Raw genomic sequence first — 12,091 nt, 5'->3', positions numbered from 1 at the left:
ATGCCTTGGGCCTTGTTCATATCCCGTGTCTAGGGCTTTGCAGAAGCGGAGGCAATTGGCGGGAGGGTGTGATTAAAAAATAGGCAGTGGGCCATTAGTCGCGATCGCAAGAGCGCTGATATATTGAGAGAAACCTGCTACATTGATACACCAATGACACTTGCCTAAGGATTAAGCATTTGCCCGCAGTTGCCCCGCCCTTCGATCTGACGCCGCCGGTGATGCTGGCGCCCATGGCAGGAATCACCGATTTGCCGTTCCGGAATTTGGTCGCGTCCTTCGGGGCGGGTCTGGTGGTTTCGGAAATGGTCGCAAGCCATGATATGTTGAATGCGCGCCCCGGCAGCCGCGAGAAAGCGGAACTGGGTTTGGGTCATGTGGGCACTGCGGTGCAACTGGCGGGTCGGGAAGCCGCCCCCATGGCGGAAGCCGCGCGGATGGTCGAAGGGCAGGGCGCGCAGGTGATCGATATTAATATGGGGTGTCCCGCCAAGAAGGTGACACAGGGTTATTCAGGCTCTGCCCTGATGCGCACGCCCGATCATGCGCTGACCCTCATCGAGGCGGTGGTGAAGGCGGTCAAGATACCGGTGACGCTGAAAACCCGCCTGGGCTGGGATGACCGGATGCGCAATGCGCCGGAGATCGCGCGCCGGGCGGCGGCAGCCGGGATCACGATGATCACCATCCACGGACGGACGCGGTGCCAATTCTACAAGGGTGCCGCCGATTGGGCCGCGATCCATGAGGTGAAAAATGCAGTCGCGATTCCGGTGATCGCAAATGGCGACATTATCGACAGTAGATCGGCCCGGCGGGCCATGGCGCTTTCGGGGGCTGACGGGATCATGGTGGGCCGCGGCGCGCGCGGCAAGCCATGGCTGTTGGCAGAGATCGCCCATGCGCTTTTTGGCACAGCAGCGCCAAGCATTCCGAGCGGTGCCGATTTCGCGGCCATGGTGCAGGCCCATTACGAGGCGATGATCGCCTTTTACGGTCCGGAATTGGGGCTGCGGGTGTCCCGCAAACATCTCGGCTGGTACATGGACACCTGCAAAACCCCGGATGATCTGCGGCGCGCGGTTCTGACGGGCGCGCGCGTTGATGAGACGCTTTCGCTGATCGGGCAGGCCTGCATGCCCAGCAATCTGGTGGCTGCATGAACTCGGACCGTGCGATTTGGGCAAGCCTGCCAGTGCCAACGCTGATCATCGGACCGGATGACAAGATCGTCGACATCAATTCCGCCGCCGAAGGCTTTTTGAATGTCTCGGCCAAATCCGTGCGTGGCATTCCCGTCTGGGATCAGATCGCGGTGAATGATCCACTGGAGACCGCCTTCGTGCGCGCGCGCGATACCAACACGCCGCTTTTTGTGAATGATGTGGATGTGGGCAGCGGTCAGCGCGCGCCGATGCAATCCGATTTGCAGGTGGCGCCCTTGGTCGGGCATTCCGAGCACATGATCCTGATGATCTCACCTCGCGAGCTGGCCGGGCGTATGACGCAGAATCATTCGGTCAAATCGGCGGCCAAATCCGCCATTGGCATGGCCGAAATGCTGGCCCATGAGATCAAGAACCCGCTGGCGGGCATCACCGGGGCCGCCCAGTTGCTGAGCATGAACCTTGGCGCAGATGATCTGGAACTCACCGATCTGATCGTCGAGGAAAGCCGCCGGATCGTGAAGCTGCTGGGGCAGGTGGAGCAGTTTGGAAATCTCTCGATGCCGGATTTCCAACCGGTCAACGTACATGACGTTCTGGACCGCGCGCGTCGGTCCGCGCTGCTTGGGTTTGGGGCGCATATGAAGATCATCGAGGATTATGACCCCTCCCTGCCACTGGCGCTGGGGGATCCTGATCAACTGCTGCAGGTGGTGTTGAACCTGTTGAAAAACGCCTCCGAGGCGACCGAAGGCGAGGCGGGCACCATCAGGCTGCACAGCTATTACGAGCATTCGTTTCGTCTGCGCCGAGCCGATGGGTCCGGTCAGTCACTGCCCCTGCAGATCGAGATCATCGATGACGGCCCGGGCCTGCCCGAAAGCATCAAGGGCGATGTGTTCGATCCGTTCGTATCGGGGCGTGAAAACGGAACGGGGCTCGGCCTCGCATTGGTGAGCAAGATCGTGTCGGACCACAGCGGCTGGATTTCAGTCACCTCTGTGCCCGGTAGAACAGTATTTCGGATTTCCCTGCCGCGCGCACCCAAAGGTGCGGCGCAAGACTTGTGAAGGAGAGCTAACGATGGACGGTACGGTATTGGTTGCGGATGACGACAGAACGATCAGGACCGTTCTGACACAGGCCCTGACGCGCGCCGGGTGCAAGGTACATGCGACCTCCAGCCTGACCACGCTGATGCGTTGGGTGGGCGAGGGCAAAGGCGATGTCGTGATCTCCGACGTGATGATGCCTGATGGGAACGGCCTGGAGATGCTGCCCAAGATCGCGGATGACCGGCCCGGTCTGCCCGTCATCGTGATTTCAGCACAAAACACCATCATGACCGCCATTCAGGCAGCAGAGGCGGAGGCCTATGACTACCTGCCCAAACCCTTCGACCTGCCGGACCTGATGAAGCGAACAGCGCGCGCGCTGGAAACACGACCGCAAAACCGACGGCTGCCCGAGGACGCCAATACCCGCCCTGACGAATTGCCGCTGGTGGGCCGTACGGCGGTGATGCAGGCGCTTTACCGGGTGGTGGCGCGGGTGATGAACACGGATCTGCCGGTGCTGATCTGGGGCGAATCCGGGACGGGAAAGTCCCTGATCGCGCGCGCCATCCACGATTTCTCGGACCGGCGCAATCTGCCCTTCATCACCGCCTCGATTGAAGAGCTGCAGGATCTTGAGGGGCCTGCGCGGCTGTTGGCCCGGGTGAAGGGGGGCACGCTTCTGGTCGAAGAGATTGCCGATCTCCCCGCTGAGTTGCAAGCGCGGCTGGTCCATATGATGGACACGCCCGGTGAATATTCCCCGCGGTTCCTCGCCACCAGTCAGTCGGATCTGAACGCCGCGATGGAGGCGGGGCAGATGCGCAAGGACCTCTATTACCGGCTGAGCGGTGCCACCTTAACCGTGCCGGCGCTGCGGGAGCGCGTCGATGACATTCCCATACTCGCAGATCACTTTCTGGCCAAGGCGGAGGCGTCGGGGGCGGCGCCACGTGAGCTGTCGCGTGAAGCTGCCGAGATTTTCCGCAACTACAGCTGGCCCGGCAACGTGCGCCAGCTGGAAAACGCGGTCCGTCGCCTTGGTCTGACCAGCCGCGCCGCAGAAATCTCCGCCAGCGAGGTGGAGCAGGTCTTGGGCGCGCAGCCGGATCTTGAACCGATGCGCGCCTCGGGAAACACCGAAAAGCTGGGCGCGTCAGTGGAGCGTCATTTGCGGCGCTACTTCGACCTGCACGGGAATATGCTGCCGCCCGCGGGGCTCTATGCGCGGATTTTGCGCGAAGTTGAGGGACCACTGATCGAAATTGCGCTCGAAGCGACCGGCGGAAATCAGGCGAAATGCGCTGATTTACTTGGAATAAATCGAAACACCCTGCGAAAAAAGATCACCGACCTCGATATTGAGGTGACACGGCGCCGAAAATTGATGTAAAACTGCCACACAAAGCGTGGCCGATTGGGGACACCCCTGCTCAGGACCACAAAATAGAGCGGTACGGTGCCTTGGCGCCACATCATAAGTGAGGGCATCGGGTGAACCCCCGTGTAGAAAGGTCACTATGGCTGCGGCTGGGGCGTTTGCGCCGGATGCGCCGCATGCGGAACTTCACAACCCTGGGCCTTGTCGTTCTGGGGCCGCTTTTGGCCCTCTCGACCTATCTCGTGCTCGGTCCGGTGGGGCAAGCGGGCAATACGCTCGGGCTGCGCCTGATCCTGCTTGCCGATCTGGTCTATATCCTCGTTGTCGCCGCTCTTGTGCTGGCCCAGGTCGGGCGATTGATCGCGGCGCGGCGGGCAAAATCAGCCGGGTCCCGGCTGCACCTGCGCCTGACTGGGGTTTTCGCCTTGATGGCCCTGATCCCCACGGTGACCGTAGCGATTTTTGCCGGTCTCACGATAAGCGTGGGGCTTGAGGGGTGGTTTTCGGACCGGGTGCGCGAAGTGGTCGGCAGCTCGCTTGCCGCCGCACAGGCCTATGAGGCTGAACAGCAGGTCGATCTTGCCGAGGATGCGTTGGCCCTGGCGCGCAGTCTGAACGAGGCGCGCCGCACCGGTATCAATGTATCTGACAGTGAATTGCTGGGCGAAGGGCAGCGGCAAATTCAGCGCGGACTGCGCGAGGCCTATCTGATTGACGGTACCGGGGACATTCGGGCGCGGGGCGACCGGTCTTATCTTTTCGATTTCGAAAAACCGACACAGCAGCAACTGCTTGATGCGGATGAGCAAGAGGTGCTGGTCATCGAAGATTGGGCCAACAGCGAATTCCGCGCCATCGTGCGCCTCTCCGCCTTTGTTGACCGGTTCCTTTATATCAGCCGGGATGTCGATGGCGAAATCCTGTCGCTGCTGGATGAAACGCAGGAAACCGTGCGGCTCTACCAGCAGCTCGAAAGCGAACGCGGGCGGCTGCTTTTTGACTTTGTGCTGCTGTATCTGGCCTTTGCGGTGATCCTGATCCTGGCGGCGATCTGGCTGGGCCTGTGGTTCGCCGAACGCCTGTCGGTGCCCGTGGGGCGTCTGACCGGGGCCGCGCAGCAGGTCGGTGCGGGCGATCTCGATGTGCAGGTCCGCGAAGAGGAGGGCGATGATGAGATCGCCATGCTGGGGCGTTATTTCAACCAGATGACCAAGCAGTTGAAGGCGCAGCGCGAAACGCTGGTGGAAAACACCGAACAGATTGAACGCCGGCGGCGCCTTTTTGATTCCGTGCTGAGTTCCGTGACCTCCGGGGTCGTTGGGCTCGATCCGCAGGGGCGGGTCACCTTCGTGAATAAATCCGCTGAACGATTGCTGGATTGGCAGGCGGGGCAGGAATCGCTCTCGCTCAAGGTGGCGGTGCCGGAGTTCGGGCCGATTTTTGAGACGATCACCCAGCCACATTACGAAGTGGCGCAGGGCGAGGTCAAAGTCACCCGGCAGAGGCGCTCGGAAAACCTGCTGGTGCGCATGGCCAAACGGCGCTCGCAGGACGGTGCGTTGGAGGGCTATGTGGTCTCCTTTGACGATGTCACCGATCTGGTTAGCGCGCAGCGGATGGCGGCCTGGGGCGACGTGGCCCGGCGGATTGCGCATGAGATCAAGAACCCGCTGACCCCGATCCAACTGTCCGCTGAGCGGATTAAGCGCAAGTTTTCCCCAAAGGTGGGCGAGGACAGCGAGACGCTGGAGCAGATGACCGATGTGATCGTGCGGCAAACCGGCGATCTACGCCGCATCGTTGATGAGTTTTCCAAATTTGCCCGGATGCCGGAGCCGGACCGCAAGGCGTTGAACCTGACGGAATTGGTGCGCGATGCGGTGTTGTTGCAGCAGACCGGACAGCCTGATGTAAAGATCGACGCCGCCCTGCCGGATCGTGCGGTGACCGCTGATCTTGATGCGACGATGATCAGCCAGGCCTTGACAAACTTGATCAAGAATGCCGGGGAAGCCATTGAAACCCTGAGTAAAAAGGGCGTGCCGGATGGGCATGTTCCGACCATTCAGATCCGGTTGAGCGTCGATGACGATCGCGCCCGGATCACGATTGCGGATAATGGGATCGGCCTGCCCGAAGACCGGGCGCGGCTTTTTGAACCCTATGTGACAACCCGAAGCGAGGGCACCGGTCTCGGCCTGCCCATCGTGAAAAAGATTATCGAAGAGCACGGCGGCAGCCTGTCGCTCGAAGATGCACCGGCCTTTGACGGCCAGACCCACGCGGGCGCCATGGCAGTAATCACGCTGCCCTGTACAAGCGGCGCCGCAGAAACCGAACTCTCCCCAGTGCTGGAAGGAAATGACCCATGAGCGATATTCTCATTGTAGACGACGAGCGTGACATCCGGGAACTGATCTCGGACATCCTGATTGACGAGGGGTTTGCCACACGATTGGCCGGGAATTCGGATGATGCGATGGCGGCGATCAACGCCGAAGCACCCGCGCTGATCATCCTGGACATCTGGCTGAAAGACAGTCGCATGGATGGCATCGATATCCTCAAGACTGTCAAACGCGACAATCCGGATGTGCCGGTGGTGATCATTTCGGGGCATGGCAATATCGAGATCGCGGTGGCGGCGATCAAACAGGGGGCCTACGATTTTATCGAAAAGCCCTTCAACATCGATCAGCTGCTGGTGGTGATCCGGCGGGCGATGGAAACTTCACGCCTGCGCCGCGAAAACCAGAGCCTGCGGCGGCGCGATGTCACCAAATCGGAGATGATCGGCACCTCGGCGGCGTTCCGGGCGCTGGTCAGTCAATTGGATAAGGTGACCAAATCAAACGGTCGGGTGATGCTGACCGGCCCTGCGGGCTGCGGCAAAGAGGTGGCCGCGCGCTACATCCACGCCAATTCCAACCGCGCCTCGGCGCCTTTTGTCACGGTCAACTGCGCCGGGGTGGCACCGGAGCGGATGGAAGAGGTGCTCTTTGGCCGCGAAACCGCAGAGCGCGGCGTGGAACCCGGGTTGCTCGAAGAGGCCCACGGCGGGGTGATCTATTTTGACGAAGTGGCCGATATGCCGGTGGGCACCCAGTCGAAAATTCTGCGCGTTCTGGTCGATCAGCAGTTTCAGCGCGTGGGCGGCAATGACAAGGTGCGTGTGGATTTGCGGGTGATCTCTTCGACCAACCGCGATCTGGAGCAGGCGATTGTGGCCGGCACTTTCCGCGAGGAGCTCTATCACCGTCTCAATGTGGTGCCGATTGCGGTGCCGTCGCTGGAAGAGCGGCGCGAGGACATTCCCGCACTGGCGGCGCATTTCATTGCGGAAATGAACGCGGTGCAGGGTCTGCCGATCCGCGAGATCAGCGAAGATGCCGAAGCGCTGATGCAGACCATGATCTGGCCCGGCAATGTGCGTCAGTTGAAAAACCTGGTGGAGCGGGTGCTGATCCTGGGCGATGAGAACGGCGCCATCGAGGCCCGCGAACTGCCCGGCGTTGAAGAGGGCAGCGATGACGAGAACCGCGTGGTCTTGTCTGGAGCGCTGGCGACGCTGGCGTTGCGGGAGGCGCGCGAGGCGTTTGAGCGTGAATACCTGCTGACGCAGATCAACCGCTTTGGCGGTAACATTTCCCGCACGGCGAATTTCGTCGGGATGGAACGCTCAGCCCTGCACCGGAAGCTGAAATCGCTGGGCGTGGTGACCTCGGCAAAATCCGGCACCCGGGTCGCGCATGTGGATGAGGAAGCGGACGCCGCCGAGTAAATCAGCCCGTTAACTCGCCCAGAACATCGACCCCCTGCATGTTCAGGAAATGCAGCATGTCGATGAAAATCCAGTTTTCCGCGAGTTTGTCACCATCCCGGCGATAGACGTCGACCACCCGCATATCGGCGCGGGCCTCATTGACGGGCACCCCCATGAACCCGCCGGTGTTGCTGAGCGTCAGGTTGGGCCAGCCGAAAAAGCCGCCATAGGTGCCTTCCGCCATGCGGCAGAGATGCCCGTTGAACGACCGTCCGGCAAGGCCGGTGCGGAAGGGCTGCTGATGCTGGGCGATGTATCTGTCGATGGTGTAGGTGGCGCCGATGCCCGCCGGGCCCCACCAGATCATGTCATCATTCCAGTCCTGCGCCAGTTCTTCCTGCGGTATCAGTGGTTCCTTGGCGGCATTGGCGTGATCTATGGAGCCAATCATGTGATTGATGCGTGCCAGGGTACGGGTGCCCTCGGTGGGGTCCTGCGGCTGGTGCAGCAGCCCATCATGGGTGATCGGGCCGGGCTGGACGAGGTGCACCCCGGTTTGCGGCGCCCGCAGCGGGTTGAGGCCCGCCTGTAGCATCAGGTGCAGCAGATCCACAAAGAGCGCGCTTTGCGTAATCTGGCCGCCGTCGACCTTGTTGAACTCCGCATAGCGCAGAAAACCCATCTTGCCGGTGGCTGGAATATTCAGAAACGGCGCATCGAAAAGACCCATGAGATGGCCCATCGAGCAGGTCCACTGGCCCTGGAAACCGTCCATTTCATTCAATCCGGCAAAGAAGATGTCCTCGCGGCGCTGCACCCTGGAGAACGCGTTCAGAAAGGGCACCCAGAAGGTTTCGGCAATCGCTTCAGGTCCTGTCTGCTCATGAAAGGGGTGCATGCCGTACCAGTGGCATTCCGGGTGCAGGCTTTGCCGCAGGATACCGCCGACCGTGTCTGGCGTCGCCGCGGCCAGCGCCTGGTAGTGGCGTTGCACCAGAGATTTGGCATTTTGCAGATCGGGCAGGGGGAGATTCGTCATGTTCATGAGGCGCAGCTTTGACAAGGGCGTCCGCAGACTTCCAGCCCAAATGCGACGTGATCAGCCCGGTTGGTTCACAATTTGCCAGGTGCCGTCCTGGTATTTGATGGCGCAGCTTTGCGGGGTCAGGCGGGGCAGCACCCGGGTCGAGGCCTTTGGCGCCGCGCGGAAGACGGTGTTGGGACAATTCGGAACGGTGGTCGGGGCATAGCCCTTGTCGAGCATGCATTGCTGCTCAGCGCGCGCGCGCAGGTTTGCGTTCACATCCACGGTATAGATGTCGCCCCGTTCAAAACGCCCGTGCCGAATATAGCAGTTTCCGGCGCCATCACAGTAGCGGCGCGCGGGAATGAAGATGGGCGGCTCCTGCCGGATCTGGTTGTTGACCGGCACATCCGACAGCGCGGAGATTTCGCATTGAAGCTCATCGGTCTGCAGGCGCGAGACCTCAGCGCCTTCCTTGTAATAAATCGACAAGGGCGCGCAGGACGCCAATACCATCACCCCGACAAAAACCGCAAAAGAGAGTCGCTGAGAAACCATGGTGATATTGTGGCGTGGATTGCGGCCAAGGACAATTGAATTGACCCCCCTTGGGCCATCTGCCATTCAGAGTGTCGCGAAACGGCTCGAAGGACCTCATACGCATGAAGGTGATTATCTGTGGCGCAGGTCAGGTGGGATGGCAGATTGCGCGTCACCTTTCCGGCGAACGCAACGATGTCACGGTGGTCGATAACAACCCCGATCTGGTGCGGCGCGCGACCGATACGCTGGATGTGCAGGGGATCGCCGGGTTTGCGAGCTATCCGGATGTGCTGGACCGTGCCGGGGCCCGCGATGCGGAGATGGTCATCGCCGCGACCTATTCGGATGAGGTCAATATGGTCACCTGTCAGGTGGCGCATTCGGTGTTTGGCGTCAACCGCAAGATCGCCCGGCTGCGCAGCCGCTCTTATCTCGATGCGATCTATTCGGATCTCTACCGGCGCGATCATATGCCCATCGACGTGGTGATCAGTCCCGAAAAGGAGGTCGCCGCCGCCGCCCTGCAACGGCTGTCAGCCCCAGCCGCCTTTGACACCGAGATTTTCATGAACGGGCAGGCGCATCTGATGGGCATCACCATCGAAGAGGAATGCCCGGTGGTGAACACGCCCTTGCGGCAGCTCACGGATCTTTTCTCCACGCTGCGGGCCACGGTGGTTGCAGTGCGGCGCGAAGGCTCGCTCTTTGCGCCTGAAGCCAAGGACCAGCTCTTTGTGGGCGACGATTGCTATGTCTTCACCCATGTTGACGACATCCCGCGCACGCTGGAAATCTTTGGCAAAAGGGTTGCCAAGCAGGAACGTGTGGTGCTGGTGGGCGGCGGCAACGTGGGGCTGGCCGTGGCACAGACGCTGGAAGCCCGCGCCAAGCGCGTGCGCGCCAAAGTGATTGAGAAAAACCGCATTTGTGCTGAAAAGGCTGCCGAAGCGCTAGAGCGCACCATTGTGCTCAATGGCGACGGGCTGGATGCGGCCCTTTTGGCCGAGGCGGGGATTTCACGGGCGGATGGCATGCTCGCCATCACCGACGACGACAAGACCAACATGCTGGCCTGCGTGCGGGCCAAGGCCGAGGGCTGCCCCTATACGATTGCCCTGATCAACGACCCCACGCTGGTGCCGTTGATGACCCCGCTGGGCATCGACGCCTATATCAATCCGCGCGCCACCACCGTCAGTTCGATCCTGCGCCATATCCGCCATGGCCGGGTGCGCGCGGTCTATTCCATTGGCGACGCCGAGGCCGAGGTGATCGAGGCGGAGGTTCTGTCAACCTCGCCGCTCGCGGGCAAGCGCATATCAGACGTCGATTTCCCCGAAGGCGTTCTGGTGGGGGCCATCAAGAAGGGCGACGAGGTGATCCGCCCGCTTGGCAGCACCCGGATCGACGAAGGCGATGTCGTCGCTATTTTCGCGCTGGCAGGTGATGTGCCGGAAGTGGAGCGGCTGTTGCAGGTCTCCATCGACTTCTTCTAAGCCATGTCGCAGGCGCCACATACCAAGCAACGCAGCGGCGCATTTGTCCAACTGATGGACCTGCCGCTGTTTTTGCTGATTTTTGGCGTCGCCTCTGTTTCCATGCTCGTGCCTGCTTTGCATGGTGGCGTGGCGCGCAATCTCGATACCGCGCGGATGTTCTTTTACTGCGCCATTCTCGGGCTCACGATCTTCACCCTGATTGCGATCGCCCATGCCGGGCGCAGGCAGCGCAACGGCGCGCTGGGGTCTTTGATGTCGCTTTTTGCGACTTTCGTGTTCCTGCCTGCGTTTCTGGCCATTCCCTTTTTCGAAGGCCTGGGCACGACCACATTTCTGAACGCCTACGTGGAGATGGTCAGCGCCGTCACCACCACCGGGGCCACGCTGTTTGAACAGCCCGAGCGCCTGAACAGCACCCTGCACCTCTGGCGGGCGCAGGTCGGCTGGATGGGCGGGGCGGTGATGTGGATTGCCGCCTCTGCGATCCTGGCACCGCTTAATCTGGGCGGTTTCGAGGTGACGGCGCAGGCGGAACCCGGGCAACGCGAGGCCCGCTCCAGCCTCATCGACCGGGCGGACCCGCGCGAGCGGCTGCTGCGTGTCACCGGGGCGTTGCTGCCGATCTATCTCGGGCTGACGGTGCTCTTGTGGGTTCTGTTGATGATCAGTGGCGATGCGTCTCTTGTGGCGCTGAGCCATGCGATGTCGGTCATGGCCACCTCGGGCATTTCACCGGTGGGCGGGGCCGAATTTGCCAGATCGGGGGCGACGGGCGAGGCGCTGATGCTGCTCTTTATGTTCTTTGCCCTCTCGCGTCTGACCTTTTCGTCCGATACGATCACCGCGACGCAGGGCGGGCTGCGCACGGATCCTGAATTCCGCCTGGGCATCGTCCTGATTGTCGGCGTGCCGCTGATCCTGTTTCTGCGCCATTGGCTGGGGGCCCTGGATGTGGCGGCCGAAGATGATCTGGAGCAGGCCTGGCGCGCGCTATGGGGCTCTGTTTTCACGGTGATGTCGTTTTTGACGACCACGGGGTTTGCCAGCGCGGATTGGGCGCAGACCCAGGCCTGGTCGGGGCTGGAAACACCGGGCTTGATCCTCATGGGGCTGGCGTTGATCGGGGGTGGGGTTGCCACCACGGCCGGGGGGGTAAAATTGCTGCGGGTTTTTGCGCTCTACCTCAATGGTCTGCGCGAGATGGAGCGGCTGGTGCATCCTTCCTCAGTCAGCGGCGCCGGGTCGGACACCAGGCGGCTGCAACGCAACGGGGCGTTTATCGCCTGGATATTCTTCATGCTTTTTGCGCTGACGCTGGCGGTTCTGACCGTGCTGCTGGCGCTTTTGGGGGTGTCTTTCGAGGATGCATTGGTGCTGAGCATTGCCGGGTTGTCCACCACCGGGCCGCTGACAACCTTCGCGGCGGATACGCCGATTTCGCTGGTGCAACTGAGCCCCTACGCGAAGGCGGTTTTTTGCGCAGCGATGGTCCTGGGGCGGTTGGAAACACTGGCGATTATTGCGCTTTTGACCCCGGATTTATGGCGGGACTAGGGGAGTTTCGCCGATAGGTCCGTAACGGACTGTTTTTTGGGGTGGAATCTCCGCGTTTAGCGCTTCATAATTGGCGCGAGGGGCGGGCTCGATCTGCGGGCTCCGG

Annotated in this window: 9 protein-coding genes; 7 read left to right on the top strand and 2 right to left on the bottom strand. The window is 61.3% G+C overall.

All coding sequences use genetic code 11. From position 1 onward, the window contains the following. Window positions 1–179 precede the first annotated feature (179 nt). The 5 genes from dusB to Q1A20_RS00790 all read left to right on the top strand — a co-directional run bounded on the left by dusB (window position 180) and on the right by Q1A20_RS00790 (window position 7,383). Window positions 180–1,163, top strand: coding sequence for a tRNA dihydrouridine synthase DusB (gene dusB, locus Q1A20_RS00810; protein WP_299404581.1), 984 nt, complete (start codon window positions 180–182; stop codon window positions 1,161–1,163). Beyond that, window positions 1,160–2,236 (top strand): ATP-binding protein, encoded by a 1,077-nt coding sequence (locus tag Q1A20_RS00805; RefSeq protein WP_298969654.1) that lies wholly within the window; start codon window positions 1,160–1,162, stop codon window positions 2,234–2,236. Before dusB ends, Q1A20_RS00805 begins: the two co-directional genes overlap by 4 nt. Window positions 2,237–2,249: 13 nt before the next feature. After that, window positions 2,250–3,614, top strand: coding sequence for a response regulator (locus tag Q1A20_RS00800; RefSeq protein WP_299915563.1), 1,365 nt, complete (start codon window positions 2,250–2,252; stop codon window positions 3,612–3,614). Window positions 3,615–3,769: 155 nt separating this feature from the next. Continuing rightward, entirely contained in the window at window positions 3,770–5,974 is a 2,205-nt protein-coding gene (locus tag Q1A20_RS00795) for a PAS domain-containing sensor histidine kinase (RefSeq protein ID WP_299915984.1), read from the top strand. Next, window positions 5,971–7,383, top strand: coding sequence for a sigma-54 dependent transcriptional regulator (locus Q1A20_RS00790; protein ID WP_299404585.1), 1,413 nt, complete (start codon window positions 5,971–5,973; stop codon window positions 7,381–7,383). The genes Q1A20_RS00795 and Q1A20_RS00790 overlap by 4 nt, the downstream gene beginning before the upstream one ends. Before the next feature lies 1 nt (window position 7,384). Here the strand turns inward: Q1A20_RS00790 and Q1A20_RS00785 are convergent, their stop codons facing one another. Next, entirely contained in the window at window positions 7,385–8,410 is a 1,026-nt protein-coding gene (locus Q1A20_RS00785; RefSeq protein WP_299915562.1) for a nuclear transport factor 2 family protein, read from the bottom strand. Between the two features lie 54 nt (window positions 8,411–8,464). After that, complete coding sequence (locus tag Q1A20_RS00780; RefSeq protein ID WP_299915561.1) at window positions 8,465–8,947, bottom strand: hypothetical protein; 483 nt, start codon at window positions 8,945–8,947, stop codon at window positions 8,465–8,467. Between the two features lie 104 nt (window positions 8,948–9,051). Here Q1A20_RS00780 and trkA point away from each other — a divergent pair, with 104 nt between their 5' ends. Both trkA and Q1A20_RS00770 read left to right on the top strand, forming a co-directional pair. After that, window positions 9,052–10,428, top strand: a complete 1,377-nt coding sequence (gene trkA / locus Q1A20_RS00775; RefSeq protein WP_298969649.1) for a Trk system potassium transporter TrkA — start codon at window positions 9,052–9,054, stop codon at window positions 10,426–10,428. A gap of 3 nt (window positions 10,429–10,431) precedes the next feature. Next, complete coding sequence (locus Q1A20_RS00770; RefSeq protein WP_299915560.1) at window positions 10,432–11,985, top strand: TrkH family potassium uptake protein; 1,554 nt, start codon at window positions 10,432–10,434, stop codon at window positions 11,983–11,985. The last annotated feature ends 106 nt before the right edge of the window (window positions 11,986–12,091 follow it).

Source organism: uncultured Roseobacter sp. (genome assembly GCF_947501835.1).
Taxonomy (GTDB): Bacteria; Pseudomonadota; Alphaproteobacteria; order Rhodobacterales; family Rhodobacteraceae; genus Roseobacter.
Note: the sequence above shows the minus strand (reverse complement) of the source record. Positions and strands in the feature narration are given on the sequence as shown.

What these genes read in the sequence shown, in the direction of transcription:
- Q1A20_RS00805 (WP_298969654.1), top strand. Translation starts at nt 1,160, where the DNA reads ATGAACTCGGACCGTGCGATTTGGGCAAGCCTGCCAGTGCCAACGCTG.
- Q1A20_RS00800 (WP_299915563.1), top strand. Translation starts at nt 2,250, where the DNA reads ATGGACGGTACGGTATTGGTTGCGGATGACGACAGAACGATCAGGACC.
- Q1A20_RS00795 (WP_299915984.1), top strand. Translation starts at nt 3,770, where the DNA reads ATGCGCCGCATGCGGAACTTCACAACCCTGGGCCTTGTCGTTCTGGGG.
- Q1A20_RS00790 (WP_299404585.1), top strand. Translation starts at nt 5,971, where the DNA reads ATGAGCGATATTCTCATTGTAGACGACGAGCGTGACATCCGGGAACTG.
- Q1A20_RS00785 (WP_299915562.1), bottom strand. Translation starts at nt 8,410, where the DNA reads ATGAACATGACGAATCTCCCCCTGCCCGATCTGCAAAATGCCAAATCT.
- Q1A20_RS00780 (WP_299915561.1), bottom strand. Translation starts at nt 8,947, where the DNA reads ATGGTTTCTCAGCGACTCTCTTTTGCGGTTTTTGTCGGGGTGATGGTA.
- trkA (WP_298969649.1), top strand. Translation starts at nt 9,052, where the DNA reads ATGAAGGTGATTATCTGTGGCGCAGGTCAGGTGGGATGGCAGATTGCG.
- Q1A20_RS00770 (WP_299915560.1), top strand. Translation starts at nt 10,432, where the DNA reads ATGTCGCAGGCGCCACATACCAAGCAACGCAGCGGCGCATTTGTCCAA.